We start from the raw sequence: 18,509 nt of genomic DNA on the forward strand, positions 1-18,509 counted from the left end.
GAATAATAGGCAAAATAGCCGTATAAAATAAAATAGCTAGCGAACCTCCATACCTAAAGTTCTCTTCATCCGCAAAAACAGAAGCCAAGTATAAGAAATATACAATATATATGATGAGGTTAACCGTATAGAACTTTCGCTTCTTAGCTCTTATTAAACCAAATAGCAAAACTCCGATAGTAAGCAAATGTATGATATAAACCAATGTAAATTCCTTGTGAAACATGTCGTTTAGTTTTTTATTTGCTTTACTGTAGAAAAGATTCTTAATGCCATTTCTTGCTCTTTGTGACTTAAATGATGTGCCACTAGGCTTAAGCTCCTTTTGCTATTGAGCCTGCTAAGGTATATACCGGTAATTCCTTTTTTGGGGTCTTTGGCATAAACTATTTTTCTGTATATCTTATTAAGGGTGTCAGTTTTAAAGTAATGGGCTTTGGTATCTTTTGGCAAATAAATTGGGAAGTTGAAAATATTTTTTTTGTGTCGGCAACGTGCTATATAATCGCAACCTTTTCCAATTAAACTGTCTCTTTGGTTGGCTTGTCTGATGGAAAGCACTTCAACTTTAGGCTCGTTGTTTTTATAGGTTATATTGGGCCTTATGAATCTTTCAGGAAGCTCAAAGCGCCAATCCCCATCCTTAAGGTATTCGTCTGGGCTTTCAATTAATGTACTTGTATAAAGACCAAAATCAAATTCAAAGCTATAGGTATTGCCTTCTATCCGGCCAACATATGAATCTACTCCCTGTTCTTTTACTAATTTAAAATCAGTGGGGAAATCGAATGAATAATCCCCAATTTCGATGATGTTGGCTCGCTTATCGTTTCTAATTTGATCGGATTGGCCAACCCCCAAAAATAGGCATAGGGCTATCAGAGGAAGAAGCGAAGCCAAATTAGATAAAACATAGTTTTTTGTGAGCGTCATAGCCCAAATTTAGAAATTACCCGATCAAAATAAATCTTTAATGAGTTGTTCTATCGATAATCCCTCGGCTTCTGCACGATAGTTGCGCACAATGCGATGACGCAAGATAGGCTCGGCAACGGCCTGTACATCTTCAATATCCGGTGCGTACTTACCCGAAATGGCCGCATGGCATTTGGCGCCCAAAATCAAAAACTGCGAAGCCCTAGGGCCGGCTCCCCAAGAAATGTAATTGTTCACAGCTGTAGAAGCAAACTCGGTATTTGGACGGGTTTTGGCTACCAGCTTGACGGCATATTCCAATACATTATCTGTAACCGGAATATTTCTGATCAATTTTTGGAAATATTGGATTTCGCTGGCGCTAACAATCTTGTTCAGCTGTATTTCCCTGTTGCTGGTGGTGTTTTTGACAATGGTCAGCTCGTCGGCAAACGAGGGGTAGTTGAGTTGGATATTGAACATGAAACGGTCTAATTGTGCTTCGGGTAAGGGATAGGTGCCTTCCTGTTCAATAGGGTTTTGCGTAGCCAATACAAAGAAAGGCTGTGGTAGGGTATGGGTATGGCCGGCGGCAGTAACCGCTTTTTCCTGCATGGCTTCCAATAAGGCTGCCTGTGTTTTTGGAGGTGTACGGTTAATTTCGTCGGCTAAAATGATATTCGAAAATATAGGGCCTTTAATGAATTTAAAATGGCGGTCTTCACCTAAAATCTCTGCCCCGATAATATCGCTGGGCATTAGGTCGGGCGTAAACTGGATGCGGTTAAAATCGAGGTCTAAAACGTTGGCAACGGTCTGCACCAATAAGGTTTTGGCCAATCCGGGAACGCCTACCAAAAGGCAGTGTCCATTGCTGAATATGGCGATTAGTACAGATTTTACGATTTCGTCTTGGCCAATAACCACTTTGCCAATTTCGGCCTTAATGTTCTTGAAAGATTGGTGCAGGGCATCTACCGCTTCGACCTCGTTATTAAATTGCATCTATTGTTTCTTGTCTTTATTAACCCAAAGTTTCATCTCGTCGCAAGTAGCAAACTCGTCGTCGATCCTAATATAAGTAGTTTCTCTGCGTTTTTCAAACCACTCGCTCATTACTTTTGCATTTTTATCCTGTTGCGCCCTTTCTTTAAACTTGGGGTAATCCTGCTCCAGATTGCCCTTGTGTGGCGGGGTTTTAGACTTTAAGAAGAACAATTTATAGCCTTCCTTGCCGTCTTGTTGACTGCTAAATGGAATAGGTTTCGAAACCTCGCCAACTTTCATGGTATCGATAACCACAAATACCGAAGGATCAAGTTTTTCTACCGGGATAAAGGTTGTTCTGGCCGTTTGGTTATCGGCGTAAAGCATCATACCGCCATTGTATTGGGTTTCTTTGTTGTCTGAGTAGAGCGATGCGGCAGAGGAGAACGGCAGTTTTTTATCAGTGATGTCTTTATAGATACTATCGGCTTTGAGCTTGATGCGGTCTAAACTGGCTGGCGTAGTTTGTGGCCTGATCAAAATGTGCCTCACGTGTGCCTGCTCACCCCTGCGCTCAATGACCTGAAGGATATGGTAGCCATATTCGGTTTCGAATACCGGCGACATTTCGCCAGCTTTAAGCTTAAATGCCCAAGCCGTAAATTCCTTAACCATGGTGGTTCTGTCGATAAAGCCCATATCGCCACCTTCAGAGGCAGAACCTGGATCCTCAGAATAGCTTTTGGCCAAAAAGCCAAAGTCTTCGCCACTTTTGATCCGCAACCTGTACGATTCTATCTTGTCGTAATACCTTTGTTTTTCGGCTTTGGTTAGTTTAGGGTAAAGTACAATTTCGCCAACTTCTACTTCTGTACCAATGTCGGGCAAACTGTCTTTATTGTAGCTTTCGAAATATTTTTTAACCTCTAAAGGCGTTACAGTTGTGTTTTCGGTAATTTTTTGCTGCATTTTGTCGGCAATAAGACCTTCTTTTACTTCTGGTCTCATTTCGTCTTTGTACTGAAGCACCGATTTTTGCAAGAACTGCTCTAAACGCTCCTGTCCGCCCATACGTTGGATCTGGTAGCGCATGCGTTTGTCCAAAGCATCATCAACCTGGCTGTCGTCAACCATAATCGAGTCGATTTCAGCTTGTTGCTTCAACAGTTTTTGGATCAGCATTTGTTGCAGGAAGTAGCATTTGACCTTGGTATCGGGCGGATTTCCCTGGTTGAGGAAAATAGCATATTGCTGGTTGAGGTCGGAGAGGAGGATCACGTTGCTTCCTACTACGGCCACTACTTTATCTATGGTTGTTTTTTGTGCTTGTACATTGATGAACAGGCAAGTTAGCAAGCCTGCGATGATTAGAAATCTCTTCATTATGGGTGTATTCAATTATTTCTGTTGCAAAGTTAATATTATTCGGCTAACACCGGGCTTTTAAGGCTTGGCCAGCTTTCTAAGTTCGTCGTCGTTTACCTTTACGGTATATTTGGCTCTTAAAGATTTGATCCATTGGTCTTCGAGGCTTTGCTGATAATCGGCAATTACCTGTCCACGGACATCTTCAAAGCTTTTGCCGGCATAGTTGCCCGCGTTTTTGCTGTAGAAATTATGGATTTGCGCTTCGTCGTCCTGTACCTTGCTCCAGATTTTCTTTTCCGAAACATTGAACATCAGCACACCTTCGCGGTACTCGTTCATGATGAAGTTGTACTCTATGTTTTTGGGCGAGGTTTTTCTTTGCGCTTTCAGGGCATCTTCGTAACCATTAATTTCTTTTTTATAGGCCGTATCGGCATCCAGTCCCATCGCCTTGGCGTCCATTACCTTCAGCTTAAAGTTAATGTACAGGTTAAGGTAGGCAGCCAAGTCTTGGTAGGAGGCACTGGCCACCCCTGCATGATTTTTTTTGTAGACCCACATAAACTCTTTGCTGCTGATGGATTTGCCGTTAACGGAGGCAACATTTTGAGCAAAAGCAACATGGACCAAAGAACAGAAAATAAAAATGCAACAGACTTTTCTCACAAGAGACAACAGCTATAAATTTTAATGGATAAAAGTAATAATTTAAGGCGCTATAATAAGATATTTAACTAATTTTAACAGAAAATAATTTCAACAGAAAAGAGAAGAAGGTGAACCAACTTACCAATAACGCAGAAGCTTTACGTTTATTTTTTACTGAAGACGTTTATTTGGTGCGACAAGATGTGCAAGCGACTTCTGTTGAACCAATTAGGGTAGTGTCTGCCCAAGTGCCCGGGCAGGCCCCTGTTGCCTTGCCCAAAGCCGAACTTGAGCCAAAAACCGAAAAAGTGGTGGCCCTGCCTGCCATGCCAAGCCCGCAAACAGCTCCAAAAGGCGGTTTCGATTTCAAGTTTTTGGGCAAAAACCAGAAACAGATCCTTATTTTGGTTAACGATAATGCAAACGAGGTGAGTACGGAACAGGGGAGGGAACTGTTGCGCAAATTGGTCAAAGCCATTGAACTTACTGCCAACGATTTTGCCTTGGTTAATTATGCGAATTATGGCGGAGCCAAATTTCGGGATTTCAGCACTTTCTTTAGTTGCAAGCTGGTGCTGTCTTTTGGGGTAACTGCCCAACAGCTCGAACTGGCCGAACAGCCTTTGCACCAATTGGCCATGCTCGAAAATATCCAATTTGTTTTTACCCATAACCTGCACAGCCTGGATAGCGACCAACAGAGCAAAAAAATGCTTTGGGGTAGCTTGCAGCAACTCAAAAAATAGCCGGTCTATCATGAAAAAACTTGTCTTTGCCACCAATAATGCCCATAAAACAATAGAGGTGAGTAACCTGCTGGCACCTGCCTATGAAGTGTTGAACCTGGCTGGCATTGGTTGCGAGGTGGATATTCCGGAAACAGGCCATACTTTTGCCGAAAATGCTACCCTGAAAAGCAGCTATGTCGTTGAAAACTTCCAGCTGGATTGCTTTGCCGACGATAGCGGCTTAGAGGTAGAGGCCTTGAATAATGAGCCCGGCATTTATTCGGCCCGTTACAGTGGCGTTAAAAACGATCAAACTAATCTTGAATTTCTATTGCGAAAAATGGAGGGGGTAGCCAATCGCAAGGCGCGTTTCAAAACCGTAATCTCACTCATGCAAAACGGAGAAAACCATTTGTTTGAAGGGGTCATTAACGGTTATATCAGACAAGAACCTGCAGGAACCAATGGCTTTGGCTATGATCCTATCTTCGAGCCAGAAGGCTTCGGTATAACTTTTGCCGAAATGGATTTGGCACTGAAAAACAAAATCAGCCACCGGGCTTTGGCCATGCAACAACTCATCGCATTTTTAAAAGGATAAGTCGTTTCTTTTAGCTAGGTAGAAATTATGATTCATTAAGTTTAATGATCCGCTTTGTGACGGTTAAAAGCAACCAAATCCATCTTCAGTAGCCCTATTTCCTTTATCATCAACCCTTTTTTGGTAAAATAACTTTTCCGGTATCGGTTTTTACCGGCTCCAGCTCTAAGGGCTTGCCAAGCGGAGCTGGTTTTTGCCCAGCCTCTTTTGGGGTAGCGCTGGCAACTGGTTTTTTGGCGGGCAGTATAGGCCTCACTCCACTAGGGTCAACACCCTTGTTTTTGTCGCCCGTCTTCGATTTGTCGGCAGGAGCCGTCTTGGGCGTAGCTTTGGCTTTTGGCCTGCCTTTAATCACATCGGCTTTGCTTCTTGGCCTTAATTCTGGTTTCCAGATAAATCCGGTTAGCAAAGGTTCCTTTGGCATTTTATCGATAGGGAACATGGTGCCCTCGTTTTTCTTGATAATGGTTACCTCAGAAAGTTCCTTGTCGGCAAACCTGAATTTGATACGGCCACTCACCGTTTGGTTGAGGTTGTCGTAATTGCCGTTTTTGTCTTTGTTGTAGTACATGCTCTCGGCATTGCCGTCTACATACATGTCGCGCAGTTCGCCGTTTTGAAAAAAGCCGGTAATCTTTTTGCCCTTTACCTGGTTAAATTTGGTGGTATCGGTTTCGAGGTTCACAATAAATGCATTTTGCAGTACCTGAAAGCTATGTGTTTTCTTGTTTTTAAAGAATACGTTAATGGTATCGCCGGTTTGTTGGGACCCGTCAGACCATAAAATAGGGTTTTTGTACCAGCGCAGTACCGAATCGGCCGAAGTGTAGTACAATGAATCAGCTATGGCCTGCATATTCGATTTGTATACCCTTACATTATGGTAAGCCTTAATTACCCTGGCGGTAACGGTATCGGCGGGATTAAACACAGCTACGCTGTCCTTGCCGGTCTTGCCAGCGAGATTGGCTTTATTGGCCGCTACAGCTTTTGCCTTTGGATCAACAGTTGCCGGTTTTTTGCCAGCTACCGTAATTTTTTTCAAGCTGTCTGCCATCTTTTGAGCAGTTTTCAAGCTGTCCTTGGCCTTGATCAGCGCTTGCTGTTTCTGCACGTTAAGCAAACTATCTTGTCTAATGCTATCGAGCCGGAGCTTGGCTTTGGTGAGCAGTATGCTGTCTGCCAATAATTTTGGCGGACTCGTGTTTTTGGTATCTTTGGCCTTTTGTTCGGCTTCTTTTCTTTCCTTTCGGCTTAATTTTTTTGTGCTTTCGGTTGGTACAACGGACTTGTTTAAAAGCTTGGCATTGGCCATTTCCTTTTTGGCCGCCGCTTTCTCTTTTTCCTTTTCTTCCTTCGCTTTTTCGTCTTCGGCACCTACTTCGTTGTCTTTTTCAATAATAGGCTTATTAAGCAGTTTGATGTTTTTGACAAAAGATTTCTGTGCCTCCAGGCTATCGGCACCCAGCCAAAGCGTATCAGGGACCTTCTTGTTGCCCACCATTACCGAATCGTCAGTTCCTATACCCACATAGGCATTTTTGGTCACCAAAACCCGTTCGTCCGCTTTGTAATACTCGCCAAGTTGGCCACGCATTACGGTTTTATCTGAAGTGTCGATGTAAACAATATTCCTCACCGCTTTGGCATAGCCTTTTTTGCCGTAATAATACAAGCTATCGCCTTTTAATGATCTCGAACCGTTGGTATAGAGGTTGTTTCTGTCGAAATAGGCATTTTCAGACTTGGTGTTGTAAAGCCCGTTTTCGGTATAAAGGTTGTCGTCTTTGCCCTTGATGTTGGTTGGGCCGTAAAAATAGGTCCAACTGCTTAGGGTGTTATAGCGAAGGGTATCTGATTTGATGACGCTTTGCGGCGTTACCACCACCACGTTGTACCTGAAAAAAGCATCTTTGCTAAAGGCAAAGTACCAGCCTTTTTTACTGGTTAGGGTTACGCCTTCCTTATTGACTATTTTGCCACCGTCGGTATAAGTACCAATACGGGTATTCATGTTGTAATCGAGCACATTGGTGGTGAGCACCGAAGTGGGGTCTACCATCCGTACATTGCTGTTGAGGTGCGCCATCTTGGCATTGCCGTCGTAATCGAGAAAATCGGAAAAGATATTGACGGTATCGCCTTGGTTGATGTGTACGTTTTTATAGGCTTCGAAAAAATTTCTTTCGGTATAGAAAACGGCACTATCGCAAGTTAAAATGGCATTATCCTGTCTAAAAATAGGATTTTTAACATAAGTGATGTTGGTTTTCGTATCTACCTTGGCCTGGCTCGAACCCTGCAGGATGATCTTGGTGCGCTGCTGCGCAAGCAACAAGTTGGGCAAAAGGACTAGAAGAAAGAAAAAGCGTAATTTTTGCACGTTACAAAGTTAAGTTTTTGCTTAGTATTTTCAGCTGATTAATTCTTTTGTTTTAGGGTTTGGCAAGGGCTTTTGTCCTTCATTTTAAATGGTTCGGCTTTGCGGAAGCGTTTTTTGTTCTATATTTTAAGTACAATCGTTATAAAATAGATAATTTTGGATTATGTTGCCATTGACCCAGTTCATCGCTTATATCAAAAAGAATGCCCTTTTTGAGCCGGAAGATAAAATCCTCCTGGCCGTGAGTGGAGGTAAGGATTCGGTATTGATGGCACAGCTATTTAAACTCGCCGGATTTCATTTTAGTATAGCCCACTGCAATTTTAATTTGCGTGGCGACGAATCGCGGCGCGACGAGAGTTTTGTGAAATTGCTGGCTGCCGATTTGGAAGCGCCTGTAGCCATTGCGCATTTCAATACCAGCGAATATGCCGATACGCATCAGCTGTCGACACAGATGGCCGCACGCGAACTTCGATATCAATGGTTTGAGCAATTGCGGCAAGAATTGGGGTACGATTACATTGCGCTGGCCCATCACCGAAACGATTCGATAGAAACCCTGTTGCTTAACCTGGTTCGGGGTACGGGTATTAGTGGCATGCATGGTATTTTGCCCAAACGCGATAAGTTGATCAGGCCTTTGTTATTTCTGTCGCGCCAAGAAATAGACCAGTTGATAGATGAAGATAACATCAGTTTTGTTGAAGACAGCTCTAACGAGAGCAGCAAATATGCCCGTAACCGTATTCGCCTCACGGTAATGCCACAACTGCAGGAACTCAATCCCAAGCTGGAGCAGACCTTTGTCGAGAATATGGAGCGTTTTGCCGAAACGGAAGAACTGGTACAGCGCATCGTTGCCGAAACCCGACAGGCCATAATGTATGTAGAACATGGCGATTGCCATCTCCAAATAGCAAAAATCAAGGAGCTAAAGCCCCAAAAGCTTTTGTTGTTCGAATTACTGAAGCCCTTTAATTTTAGTGCCCATGTAGTAAACAGGATTTTGGCATCGCTCGATAAGCAGAGCGGTACTTCTTTTTACAGCTCGAGCCATCGCGCAACCATTGATAGGGAAACGCTGATTATTTCGCCGGTGGAGAAGAAAAACGAAGAACATTGCCTGGTGCACCCCCAAGATAGCCATAGCTGGATTGGCAGCCAGGAAATCGCGCTTTCTTATGTAGAGGCGAGGGTGTACGAAACCAATCCGAATAAGGCTTACGTAGATGTTGCGCAGCTTATTTTTCCGTTGATATTGCGTTTTAGACAAGATGGCGATAGGTTTATGCCTTTGGGAATGAGGCAGTTCAAGAAACTGAGCGATTTTTTGATCGACGAAAAAGTACCGTTGCCCCAAAAAGAACGCATTCCTTTGCTGATTAACGGTAATGGCGAAATAATTTGGGTAGCCGGATTAAGGCAAGACAATAGATATAAAGTCAATGCAACAACGAAAAAAGTTGCTATATTCGAACTGTTAAATCAATAATGGATCAAAAGCACGTTTATATCGAAAAACAATACATTGGGCGCGATTATATCCGCATTGCCATTCGTTTGGTCATGGCGGCCTTTTGTTTTGGGGCCTACGTGTATGAGCGCGATAGAGACAATACCGTAGATCTTTTTCTGGTAGTGGGCTTTGGCATTATTGGTGTTTCGATTATTCTGCTGTTTCTGATCCAGTATAAAATCCGCATCGAAAACAAGAGCGTAATTATTGATGGACTTTGGACGGCCAAGCGCGTTAAAATTGACCTGAACAGCATTGTAAAGGTGCGCAAGGCTACTTACAGCAATTATTTTTTCAATAATCCGGTTTACAACCTGCACAGAAAAGGCAGCATCAGATTCTATTCTTCTGGCAAAGATGCCATCGTGCTAACCGATCGGGATGGCCTCGAATATTTCATCGGTACACAAAGACCTAACGAGATGTACCTCGTGATCCAGGCTGAAATGAAGTCTTGATTTGTAGCCACAGGTTAACAGATTTTAATTACGCGTCGACTGATTTGTAAACCGTAAACTGATAACTGCCAACTGATAATCTCTCCATTTTATTACCGGCAGATAACAATTAATACATAAGATATAAGTTAATTTGCTTTCGTTAATTTAATCTGGTTTTGATTAAATGGAATACTTAATTAGCTTATTAAAAGAAACAACTAGATGAAAATAGGAATTGTTTGTTATCCTACCTTTGGCGGTAGCGGTGTAGTAGCTACAGAGTTAGGCAAAGCACTGGCTAACGAAGGCCATCAGGTTCATTTCATCACTTACAGCCAACCGGCCCGGCTCGATTTTTTCTCTGCCAACCTGTTTTACCACGAGGTTTCGGTGAGGGATTATCCGCTGTTTGATTACGCTCCATACGAATCGGCCCTGGCCAGCAAGCTGGTAGATGTGGTCAGGTTTGAACAGCTCGACCTGTTGCATGTACATTATGCCATTCCGCATGCTTCGGCCGCCTTTATGGCCAAGCAGATTTTGGCTACCTATGGTATCAATATTCCGTTTGTAACCACGCTGCATGGCACCGATATTACTTTAGTAGGCAAAGACGCCACCTACAAACCGGTGGTTACTTTTTCTATTAACCAAAGCGATGGTGTTACTACCGTATCGCAAGACCTTAAGGAAGATACCTACAAGCACTTCGACATTCAAAAAGAAATCAAGGTTATTCCGAATTTTATCGATTTTGCCCGCTTTAGCCTGAAGCCTAAAGATCATTTCAAAAAAGCCATTGCCCCTAATAACGAGCGCATTTTGATCCATACCTCCAACTTCAGGAAGGTGAAACGCACCGAAGACGTCATCAAAATGTTCCAAAAGGTACAGGAGCGTATTCCGTCTAAATTGTTGATGGTAGGCGACGGACCCGAGCGTACGGCCAATGAACAGCTTTGCCGGGAGCTTAACATTTGCGAAAACGTAAGGTTTTTAGGCAAGCAGGATGCGGTTGAAGAAATCCTCTCGGTTTCGGATCTCTTTATCATGCCTTCCGAATCGGAAAGCTTCGGCTTGGCTGCCCTGGAAGCGATGGCCTGCAAAGTACCTGTCATTACTTCGAATGCAGGCGGTTTACCAGAGCTGAACATCGACGATTTTTGTGGCTACATGTGCAATGTAGGCGATATAGACGATATGGCCAATAAAGCCATTACCATTCTAAGCAATGAAGATGTGTTGGCTTATTTTAAGGAAAATGCCTTAACCAGAGCCAAAGACTTCGATTTGAAGAAAATCTTGCCCATGTATGTAGAATTCTACAACGAAGTATTGGAGCAATCGAAAGTAAATAATTAATACAGCTGTGTTTATAGTTTGCTAAATATTAGGCAAACGGGTACGCCAACATTGATTCGTTTGCCACTGTCGGTGAGTTTGCCGGTAATGCTGTTGCGGTTAAAAACCACTACCTCGTTAGTGTATTGGTGCGCCACCAGCAAAAACTTGCCCGATGGATCGATGCTGAAATTGCGCGGGCCTTTGCCCAAAGAGCTTACGCTTTCTACAAACCTCAAAATGCCTGTTGGCAAAACAGCAAACACATTAATGGTATTGGCATCACCGCGGTTGCTTTCGTAAAGGAATTTGCCGTCGGCACTTACATGGATGTCGGCACCGTCGATTCTGCCGGTAAAGTTTTTGTCGGCAGTAGCCATCTCCTGGATCTTTTTCAAAGTGCCATTGGCGTAAACAAAGCCGGTGATGCTGCCGTTAAACTCGTGGGCCAAATAGGCAAAACGTCCGTTCGGACTAAAGGTTAAGTGCCTTGGGCCGCTTCCTGCATTGGTTTTGATGACTGTTTTTATGCTCAAGACTTTGTTTCTGCTAATGGGATTGTAGTTGTAGATATAAATCCGGTCTTCGCCCAGGTCGTTCGAGATCAAGTATTTTTTATCGGGAGTGAACTGCACCATGTGCACGTGCGCGCTTTCCTGTCTTTTTTGAGGGTCGATGCTTTTGCCTGTATGTTGGATTACCTGCTTGGCATCGGTTAAAGAACCATCGGCATGGCGACCAAAAACACTGATGGTTCCGCCACTGTAATTGGCCAGGATTACGTTTTTATCATCAACGCTGATGTAGCAGGGATCGGCACCTTCCGATGCCTTTCTGTTGATGAAGCTTAAATCGCCACTCGTGCTGTTGAATTTGAACGAACTTACGCCACTGTTCTTTCCATCTTCGTTTACGCTATATACAAATTTCTTGTCTTTGCTGATGGCCAAATAACTTGGGTTGACTACGTTTTTGGCGACGGCTTTTAACTTGGTTTCGGCGTTCAGGGTATTGAAGTCGTACACATAAATCCCCTCGCTATTGCCCTTGTTGGTATAGGTGCCTACCAGCAGATTGTAATGTTGTGCATGGGCATTGGCCGCAAAAAGAAGGACAACGGTAAGGAAAAACAATTTTTTCATGGTTCCGGAATTTAAGCTTAATAAAAAAAGACAACGTTTAAAGTTGTCTTTATGGAGTGAATTTAATTAAAAAAAATTGATTTGAGCCAAGAATGGCGCCTAAAGCGATTGAGTTGATGAATGATTTAGCCTTATTGTTTGGTTCTTTAACCAGCCGTCTTTCAGGCACCTCCTCTTTCAACTCTGGCCTTTCAACTCTGAACTTTCAACTTCAAACCTTCCGCCTTATTTAATTAAATGTTTAATCTGGATCAGTTCGTGTTCTTCCAAAAAGCGCCACCTGCCTCTTGGCAAATCCTTTTTGGTCAGGCTTCCGTAAACTACGCGGTCAAGCTTAACTACCTCATAGCCCAGGTGTTCGAATATGCGGCGTACGATGCGGTTTTTGCCACTGTGGATCTGGATGCCGATTTCTTTTTTTGAGGCTCCGGCCACGTAAGAAATGTTGTCTGGTTTGATCAGGCCATCTTCCAGTTCCAAGCCAAACTCGATTTTGTTGAAATCGCCTTGGCTTAGGTTTTTGTTCAGCTCAACGTGATAGATTTTGGTAATGCCATTTTTAGGGTGCGACAGCTTATCCGCCAACTCGCCATCATTGGTCATTAACAATAATCCGGTCGTATTTCTATCTAAGCGTCCCACAGGGTAAATCCGTTCGCGACTGGCTTTTTCTACCAATTGCATTACCGTGCGGCGTTCTTGTGGGTCGTCGGTAGTAGTAATATAGTCTTTAGGCTTGTTCAAGAGTACATAAACTTTCTTTTCGCGTTTAAGCACTTCGCCATTGTAGCGTACTTCGTCTTTGTAAGGGTCAACTTTGTGGCCCAGTTCGGTAACCGGAACGCCGTTTACGCTAATTACACCGGCTTCGATCAGTTCGTCGGCCTTGCGGCGCGAGCAGATGCCCGAATTGGCAATGTAGCGGTTCAGGCGGATCAGGTCGTCGTCTTTTGAAGCAACGGGCTTCCGGCTGCGGGTAGCTGGAGCAACCCTTTCGCCTTTATCTTCTTTGCGTGGCTTGAAACTGCCTTCTTCTCTTTTTCTGAACGGACGGCTATCGAAGCTTTTCGGCGCGCTACTTCTCCTGTCGCCTGATTTGAAATCTTCTCCGGTTTGGCCGTCTCTTTTGGTATAGCTGCGTTTGCTTTCGGTAATGCCGTCTTTAGAACTGGCGGCTTTGAATGGGCGAGAGCCCTCTTTTTTATCCCAAGGCTTATTAAATCCTTCTTTAGCTTTAAAGCCGCCTTCGGTTCTGGGTTTGTATGCTCTTTTTTCTTTGGGGTCGAAATTAGACTTGCGTCTGTCGTCTCCTGTTTCTCTGGATTTGTAACCGCTTTCGGTTCTTGGTTTATATTCTCTTTTCTCTTTCGAGTCGAAGCCGGATTTCCGCCTGTCGTCTCTTCCTGTTGCGTCGTTAAACCTGCTTTGGGATTTGTCTGTACCTGTAGATTTGCTGCCTGTACTTCCTTTGCCCGATTTGGACTTGTCATCGCGACTGTTCCTGTTGTTGTTTCTGATCATGATATGCCTCTAAGCGCATGAATTATGCGGATGCAAATTTAGCAAAAATCTCGTAATCCAAACCCTTAAATTTTGGCCAAATTGAGAAAAATGGAATCTGCGTTTAAAGTTATTTAAAGCCTGATTTTTAAACTTAATTTCATAACTATTTGATAATTAGGTTAATAAAATGTACCTTTGCGCACCAAGTATATTTTGTTCACCAAAAAAAGGAGGAAGATGATAAAGAAACACCTCATTCCATGTACGGTAATCTTGGTATTACTGGTTATGGCAAAAGTGTTTGCTTATACGCTGCCAGAAGTAAAGACAAGTCTTGATAAGGACAACAAAAATACCCTAAAAAAAGAAGCTGAAGAGCCGGCTTTCTCACTAGCTCAACTAGAATTTGCAGCAGAAACCCTACCCATGGGCGACGCGAAAATAAATGGCAAGATGAAAAAGGTTTTGGCCTCTTTTTCTTACCATAACCTGCAAACTAATCGTTTACACCGCAAGGCGGCAGAATGGTTTCCGATTATAGAACCTATTTTGGCCCAATATGGTATTCCTAACGATTTCAAGTACATTCCATTGGTTGAATCAGGCCTTCAAGGCGGTACTTCGCCCAAAGGTGCAGCCGGCTATTGGCAATTTATGCCCGGAACGGCCCGTACCTACGGACTTCGAGTGAATAGCCGGGTGGATGAACGCAACAACTTGAGAAAATCGACTATTGCGGCTTGTAAATATATCAAAGAGCTTTATGGAATCTTTGATAGCTGGACGCTTGTGGCCGCGGCCTATAACGTAGGCGATGTGCACATGAAGAGACAGATTAACAGGCAAAATCAGGATAATTATTTCAAAATGAAATTAAACCGGGAAACAGGAGGGTATGTTTACAAGTTGATTTCGGTCAAAGAAATTTTAGAAAACCCCGTACGCAATGGCTACGTGGGGCAAAGAGCACTCATTGCCTATACGGGCAGCACCAGCAGCAATGTAGAGTAATTTGATTTAAACAAAACAAAGGCCGTCAATCTCAAAGTTGACGGCCTTTTTTGTTGTCTTGACATTGGCCTTGCTGCGAGTTGTGCTGATATTTTGTAATTTAGGCCCATGTCTACACCCCAGCTTCGCGTTATTGCCGTCAGGCCACAGCCCACTGAAGTGCTGGCTATCGATTTTGAAACGGTAGACGGATCAAAGCTTGCTTATGAGGCCGGACAATTCCTGACCTTGGTTTTTGAGGTAAACGGCAAAGAACTGCGAAGGTCTTATTCCTTTTGCAGTTCGCCAGTGGCCGACGAGCCTTTGTCTATTGCCGTGAAGTTGGTGGAAAATGGAGAAATTTCGCGATTTATCCATCATCAATTGGCTATAGGCGATGTAGTTAATACGGCCGAACCCAACGGGCAATTTGTTTATACGCCTGCACCAACGCTCAAAAGAACAGTTTTTCTGTTTGCTGCCGGAGTGGGCATAACGCCACTTTTTTCAATCCTCAAAACGGCATTGCTTAGCGAGCAGTTTTCTAAAATCGTACTGATTTATAGCAGCCGTTCTGCCGAAGATACTTTGTTTAGGGATGAGCTTCGGCAGTGGGAACGGGATTATCCCGAGCGCTTAACCCTCATCCAGCTGCACAGCAATTCGAAAAACCTGATGCGCGCCAGGCTAAATGGATTTCTGATCAACCAATTGGTAAAAGAAAATATGGCCTTCAACTCGGCCGACGCGCTCTTTTATACCTGTGGTCCGGTTGATTACATGGATGTTTGCCGCATTACCCTGCTTGGAGCCGGTTATGCGCCAGCTCAGGTTAAACGCGAGACTTTTGTGTTGCCCGAGGACGAAATTGACGAAGATGATTCGACCGAAAAGGTAAAGGATACGAATACTTATTCGGTGGTACTCCATTTTGCGGGCAAAGTACATCATTTAGACATTCCTTATCCCAAACGGATTTTAGAAGTAGCGCTCGAAAACAAGATCAAATTACCATACAGCTGTAGCGGTGGTGTTTGCAGTACCTGTGTAGCCACTTGCATTGAAGGCGGTGTAAGAATGGATTACAACGAAGTGCTTACCGATGATGAAGTGGCTCGTGGGCGGGTGCTGGTCTGTACGGGTCATCCCACGGTAAATGGCACCACAATTACTTGGGAGTAGGTAGATGGTTGTGTCTGCCCGAGTTGCAATCGCCTAAATGTACCTTAATGCCTAAAAGGTTGAAGGGCAATTTGAAATGTTGCCGTTGTTTTATCCCCTAAGATGCCTAAGACCGTCTAAGTCTCAGTTTATCTAAGTTTACCTTAATGCCTAAATGGTTGAAGGGCAATTTGAAATGTTGCCGTTGTTTCACCGCCTAAGACACCTGAGGACGTCTAAGTCTGAGTTTATCTAAATGTACCTTAATGCCTAAAAGGTTGAAGGGCAATTTGAAATGTTGCCGTTGTTTCACCGCCTAAGACACCTGAGGACGTCTAAGCCTGAGTTTATCTAAATGTACCTTAATGCCTAAATGGTTGAACGGCAATTTGAAATGTTGCCGTTACTTTACCACCTAAGACAGCTGAGGACGTCTAAGTTGCGGTTTGCCTAAATATCTTAACTTCTTAATGGTTAAACTGTTGATTTCAAAATGCTGTTTTTGCCGAGAAAATATGCTATTTGATGTTTTTGGATGATGGTGGCAGTGGCACAAATTCGGTTTCTCCGGGAACGGGCGGATAGTCTTGCGCCAACCATCTTTCTTTGGCTGCCTCGATCAGCTCACGGCTACTGGCCACAAAATTCCAGTAAATGAAACGCTCTTCCGGAAAGGGTTCGCCACCAAAAATATAAATGGTGGTATTGGCCTGCATGGTAAATTCGCAGAGCGAACTTTCTTTGGCCACTAAAAGCTGCTTGGGCTCAAATATGTTTCCATCGCTTGCTATGGCCCCTTCTAAAATGTAGATGGCACTTTCGCCAAAAAGTTGATCGCCAATTTTGATGGTTTGTGGAGCCGAGGTTTTGAGTTCTAAAAAGTAAAGCGGACTATACACCGGAATGGGCGACTGATGGCCCATTACTTCGCCGGCAATCAGCTTGTACCGAACACCATTTTCTTCCCAAGAAGGAATTTGTTCTACATCGGCATGGAAAAATTCAGGTTCCATTTGTTCGAGGTGCTTGGGCAGGGCCACCCAAATCTGCAAGCCGTGCAGTACTTTGTCTGTATTGCGCAGATAATCGGGTGTACGTTCCGAATGCGCAATGCCCTTGCCGGCAGTCATCCAGTTAACTTGGCCAGGCTTGATTTCTATTTGTGTGCCCAATCCGTCTCTGTGCATGATGTTGCCCTCAAAAAGATAGGTGAGGGTTGATAGCCCAATGTGCGGATGGGGCGGGATGTCGAGGTTGTTGTGGTCGTTCATGGCTACCGGGCCCATGTGGTCGATGAAACTGAAGGGGCCAACCATTCTTTTCTCGCGGAAAGGCAATAGCCTCCCCACCATAAAATTGCCAATATCACTTGGCCTTTCTTCGATTATAAGCTGAATATTCGACATCTGATTTTTTGTTTAAAGATAAAAAATTTGGTGCATATAAATCTTTATCGTAATATTGCAATATTAAAATATCAAATAATGGGGGCATCCAAAACAGATCACTTCTCCGCCAAGCAAAATGAAATGGCATCCATCATGAAAGCCTTGGGCCACCCAGCCAGAATAGCGATTATAGATTTTTTGCTGAGCGTTGATACCTGCATTTGCGGAGATATTGTAAACGAGTTGCCCTTGGCCCAGCCAACGGTATCGCAGCATTTGAAAGAGCTTAAAAATGCGGGCCTCATCAAGGGCAATATCGAAGGCAATGCCATTTGCTATTGCATAGACGAAGAAATGTTTGCCAAGTTCAAGCATTTTTTTGAAGAGGTGTTCGGAAAAATACTGGCCAAGAAAAAAGAATGCTGCTAGAAAAAATATAAAGTATGAAATTATCAGAAGTAAAAAATATCCTGAATACGGTGGAGGCGGTCAATTTTAAGCTGGCCGACGGTACCTTCGTGCCAGTGCACTTTCATGTAACCGAAGTTGGCGTGGTGCGCAAGCACTTTATAGACTGTGGAGGAACCGTTCGTACCGAAAACCGGGCCAACTTTCAGCTGTGGAATGCCGATGATTTTGAACACCGCTTAAAACCGGCCAAATTGCTCAACATTATCAGTCTTTCCGAAGAGGTGTTGGGCATGGAGGATCTGGAGATTGAAGTAGAATATCAAAGTGGCACCATCGGCAAATACAGTTTGGAATTTGACGGCAAAGACTTTTTGTTGGTCAACATGCAAACAGCCTGTCTGGCCAAAGATGCTTGTGGTATTCAGCCGGCAAAACCAAAGCTCAATCTGATACAGCTGCCAACAGCTAATTCAGGAACCTGTACGCCTGGCGGTGGCTGTTGTTAAGGGATGAAGAAGATATTAGTGCTTTGTACAGGCAACAGTTGCCGAAGCCAAATGGCCGAAGGCTATTTGAGGGCTTTTGCCAAGGGGAAAGCCTTGATTTATAGCGCCGGAATTGAAACCCATGGCCTTAACCCCATTGCTGTTGCTGTAATGGCTGCTGACGGGATCGATATTGCCAACCATACTGCTAACCACATCGAGGAATACCAGGACATCGATTTTGATTTTATCATTACGGTTTGCGATCATGCCCAGGCCAACTGCCCGTTTTTTCCGGGCCATGCCAAAAGGTTTCATCAAGGCTTTTCAGATCCCGCAAAAGCCAAAGGGAGCGATGCGATGGTCTTGGCTTCTTTTGTCAAAACAAGAGACGAAATCAAGGCGTATTGCCAAACGTTTATAAAAGAAAACCTCGACTAGTTGGTCGAGGTTTTGCAAGAGTTTCGCTTACAAAGTTTTGGAAGCTTCGTAAATATTT

Annotated in this window: 18 protein-coding genes; 10 read left to right on the forward strand and 8 right to left on the reverse strand. The window is 43.8% G+C overall.

Annotation, left to right across the window (positions count from 1 at the left end; translation table 11 throughout):
* Window positions 1-231 precede the first annotated feature (231 nt).
* From JHD69_RS07140 to JHD69_RS07155, 4 genes are read right to left on the reverse strand one after another with little or no spacing between them, the layout of a single operon-like run.
* Window positions 232-933 carry a hypothetical protein gene (locus JHD69_RS07140; protein WP_199138784.1) on the reverse strand — a complete coding sequence of 234 codons (702 nt, stop codon included), beginning with the start codon at window positions 931-933 and terminating at the stop codon, window positions 232-234.
* Between the two features lie 24 nt (window positions 934-957).
* On the reverse strand, window positions 958-1,920 hold the full coding sequence (locus tag JHD69_RS07145; protein ID WP_199138786.1) for an AAA family ATPase: 963 nt from the start codon (window positions 1,918-1,920) through the stop codon (window positions 958-960).
* Complete coding sequence (locus JHD69_RS07150) at window positions 1,921-3,285, reverse strand: peptidylprolyl isomerase (RefSeq protein ID WP_199138788.1); 1,365 nt, start codon at window positions 3,283-3,285, stop codon at window positions 1,921-1,923.
* A 60-nt stretch (window positions 3,286-3,345) separates the two neighbouring features.
* Window positions 3,346-3,831, reverse strand: coding sequence for a hypothetical protein (locus JHD69_RS07155; protein ID WP_233165757.1), 486 nt, complete (start codon window positions 3,829-3,831; stop codon window positions 3,346-3,348).
* A 215-nt stretch (window positions 3,832-4,046) separates the two neighbouring features.
* On the opposite strand from JHD69_RS07155, the gene JHD69_RS07160 reads away from it, so the two are divergent.
* Both JHD69_RS07160 and rdgB read left to right on the forward strand, forming a co-directional pair.
* Complete coding sequence (locus JHD69_RS07160; RefSeq protein ID WP_199138792.1) at window positions 4,047-4,664, forward strand: hypothetical protein; 618 nt, start codon at window positions 4,047-4,049, stop codon at window positions 4,662-4,664.
* 10 nt (window positions 4,665-4,674) lie between these two features.
* Window positions 4,675-5,247 (forward strand): RdgB/HAM1 family non-canonical purine NTP pyrophosphatase, encoded by a 573-nt coding sequence (gene rdgB / locus JHD69_RS07165; protein ID WP_199138794.1) that lies wholly within the window; start codon window positions 4,675-4,677, stop codon window positions 5,245-5,247.
* A gap of 109 nt (window positions 5,248-5,356) precedes the next feature.
* On the opposite strand, the gene JHD69_RS07170 is transcribed toward rdgB, so the two are convergent.
* Entirely contained in the window at window positions 5,357-7,630 is a 2,274-nt protein-coding gene (locus tag JHD69_RS07170) for an OstA-like protein (RefSeq protein ID WP_199138795.1), read from the reverse strand.
* A gap of 163 nt (window positions 7,631-7,793) precedes the next feature.
* Between JHD69_RS07170 and tilS the strand changes: the two genes are divergently transcribed.
* The 3 genes from tilS (at window position 7,794) to bshA (ending at window position 10,951) form a co-directional block, all read left to right on the forward strand.
* The gene (gene tilS / locus JHD69_RS07175) at window positions 7,794-9,125 is read left to right on the forward strand and encodes a tRNA lysidine(34) synthetase TilS (protein ID WP_199138797.1); all 1,332 of its coding nucleotides are present in this window, start codon (window positions 7,794-7,796) and stop codon (window positions 9,123-9,125) included.
* The gene (locus JHD69_RS07180) at window positions 9,125-9,607 is read left to right on the forward strand and encodes a hypothetical protein (RefSeq protein WP_199138799.1); all 483 of its coding nucleotides are present in this window, start codon (window positions 9,125-9,127) and stop codon (window positions 9,605-9,607) included. The genes tilS and JHD69_RS07180 overlap by 1 nt, the downstream gene beginning before the upstream one ends.
* A 204-nt stretch (window positions 9,608-9,811) precedes the next feature.
* On the forward strand, window positions 9,812-10,951 hold the full coding sequence (gene bshA, locus JHD69_RS07185; RefSeq protein ID WP_199138800.1) for an N-acetyl-alpha-D-glucosaminyl L-malate synthase BshA: 1,140 nt from the start codon (window positions 9,812-9,814) through the stop codon (window positions 10,949-10,951).
* Between the two features lie 11 nt (window positions 10,952-10,962).
* On the opposite strand, the gene JHD69_RS07190 is transcribed toward bshA, so the two are convergent.
* On the reverse strand, window positions 10,963-12,072 hold the full coding sequence (locus tag JHD69_RS07190) for a lactonase family protein (protein WP_199138802.1): 1,110 nt from the start codon (window positions 12,070-12,072) through the stop codon (window positions 10,963-10,965).
* Window positions 12,073-12,297: 225 nt separating this feature from the next.
* On the reverse strand, window positions 12,298-13,593 hold the full coding sequence (locus tag JHD69_RS07195) for a pseudouridine synthase (protein WP_199138805.1): 1,296 nt from the start codon (window positions 13,591-13,593) through the stop codon (window positions 12,298-12,300).
* Between the two features lie 219 nt (window positions 13,594-13,812).
* Here JHD69_RS07195 and JHD69_RS07200 point away from each other — a divergent pair, with 219 nt between their 5' ends.
* Window positions 13,813-14,586 (forward strand): lytic transglycosylase domain-containing protein, encoded by a 774-nt coding sequence (locus JHD69_RS07200; protein WP_199138807.1) that lies wholly within the window; start codon window positions 13,813-13,815, stop codon window positions 14,584-14,586.
* Between the two features lie 108 nt (window positions 14,587-14,694).
* Window positions 14,695-15,747, forward strand: a complete 1,053-nt coding sequence (locus tag JHD69_RS07205; RefSeq protein WP_199138809.1) for a ferredoxin--NADP reductase — start codon at window positions 14,695-14,697, stop codon at window positions 15,745-15,747.
* Between the two features lie 497 nt (window positions 15,748-16,244).
* On the opposite strand, the gene JHD69_RS07210 is transcribed toward JHD69_RS07205, so the two are convergent.
* On the reverse strand, window positions 16,245-17,132 hold the full coding sequence (locus tag JHD69_RS07210; protein WP_199138811.1) for a pirin family protein: 888 nt from the start codon (window positions 17,130-17,132) through the stop codon (window positions 16,245-16,247).
* Between the two features lie 78 nt (window positions 17,133-17,210).
* Between JHD69_RS07210 and JHD69_RS07215 the strand changes: the two genes are divergently transcribed.
* The 3 genes from JHD69_RS07215 to JHD69_RS07225 are packed head-to-tail and all read left to right on the forward strand — an operon-like array spanning window position 17,211 to window position 18,451.
* Window positions 17,211-17,543, forward strand: coding sequence for an ArsR/SmtB family transcription factor (locus tag JHD69_RS07215; RefSeq protein ID WP_199138813.1), 333 nt, complete (start codon window positions 17,211-17,213; stop codon window positions 17,541-17,543).
* A 14-nt stretch (window positions 17,544-17,557) separates the two neighbouring features.
* The gene (locus tag JHD69_RS07220) at window positions 17,558-18,031 is read left to right on the forward strand and encodes a DUF6428 family protein (protein ID WP_199138815.1); all 474 of its coding nucleotides are present in this window, start codon (window positions 17,558-17,560) and stop codon (window positions 18,029-18,031) included.
* A 3-nt stretch (window positions 18,032-18,034) separates the two neighbouring features.
* A complete protein-coding gene (locus JHD69_RS07225) occupies window positions 18,035-18,451 on the forward strand; it encodes an arsenate reductase ArsC (RefSeq protein ID WP_199138817.1) in 417 nt (138 codons plus the stop codon).
* Window positions 18,452-18,509 lie beyond the last annotated feature (58 nt).

Source organism: Pedobacter sp. ASV12 (assembly GCF_016429155.1).
GTDB lineage: Bacteria > Bacteroidota > Bacteroidia > Sphingobacteriales > Sphingobacteriaceae > Pedobacter.

Excerpts from the sequence above, each read along its gene's own strand:
- JHD69_RS07205 (WP_199138809.1), top strand. The coding sequence starts at position 14,695 with ATGTCTACACCCCAGCTTCGCGTTATTGCCGTCAGGCCACAGCCCACT.
- rdgB (WP_199138794.1), top strand. The coding sequence starts at position 4,675 with ATGAAAAAACTTGTCTTTGCCACCAATAATGCCCATAAAACAATAGAG.
- JHD69_RS07225 (WP_199138817.1), top strand. The coding sequence starts at position 18,035 with ATGAAGAAGATATTAGTGCTTTGTACAGGCAACAGTTGCCGAAGCCAA.
- JHD69_RS07155 (WP_233165757.1), bottom strand. The coding sequence starts at position 3,831 with ATGTGGGTCTACAAAAAAAATCATGCAGGGGTGGCCAGTGCCTCCTAC.
- JHD69_RS07200 (WP_199138807.1), top strand. The coding sequence starts at position 13,813 with ATGATAAAGAAACACCTCATTCCATGTACGGTAATCTTGGTATTACTG.
- JHD69_RS07220 (WP_199138815.1), top strand. The coding sequence starts at position 17,558 with ATGAAATTATCAGAAGTAAAAAATATCCTGAATACGGTGGAGGCGGTC.
- JHD69_RS07140 (WP_199138784.1), bottom strand. The coding sequence starts at position 933 with ATGACGCTCACAAAAAACTATGTTTTATCTAATTTGGCTTCGCTTCTT.
- JHD69_RS07180 (WP_199138799.1), top strand. The coding sequence starts at position 9,125 with ATGGATCAAAAGCACGTTTATATCGAAAAACAATACATTGGGCGCGAT.
- JHD69_RS07145 (WP_199138786.1), bottom strand. The coding sequence starts at position 1,920 with ATGCAATTTAATAACGAGGTCGAAGCGGTAGATGCCCTGCACCAATCT.
- JHD69_RS07195 (WP_199138805.1), bottom strand. The coding sequence starts at position 13,593 with ATGATCAGAAACAACAACAGGAACAGTCGCGATGACAAGTCCAAATCG.
- JHD69_RS07190 (WP_199138802.1), bottom strand. The coding sequence starts at position 12,072 with ATGAAAAAATTGTTTTTCCTTACCGTTGTCCTTCTTTTTGCGGCCAAT.
- JHD69_RS07215 (WP_199138813.1), top strand. The coding sequence starts at position 17,211 with ATGGGGGCATCCAAAACAGATCACTTCTCCGCCAAGCAAAATGAAATG.
- tilS (WP_199138797.1), top strand. The coding sequence starts at position 7,794 with ATGTTGCCATTGACCCAGTTCATCGCTTATATCAAAAAGAATGCCCTT.
- JHD69_RS07210 (WP_199138811.1), bottom strand. The coding sequence starts at position 17,132 with ATGTCGAATATTCAGCTTATAATCGAAGAAAGGCCAAGTGATATTGGC.
- bshA (WP_199138800.1), top strand. The coding sequence starts at position 9,812 with ATGAAAATAGGAATTGTTTGTTATCCTACCTTTGGCGGTAGCGGTGTA.
- JHD69_RS07150 (WP_199138788.1), bottom strand. The coding sequence starts at position 3,285 with ATGAAGAGATTTCTAATCATCGCAGGCTTGCTAACTTGCCTGTTCATC.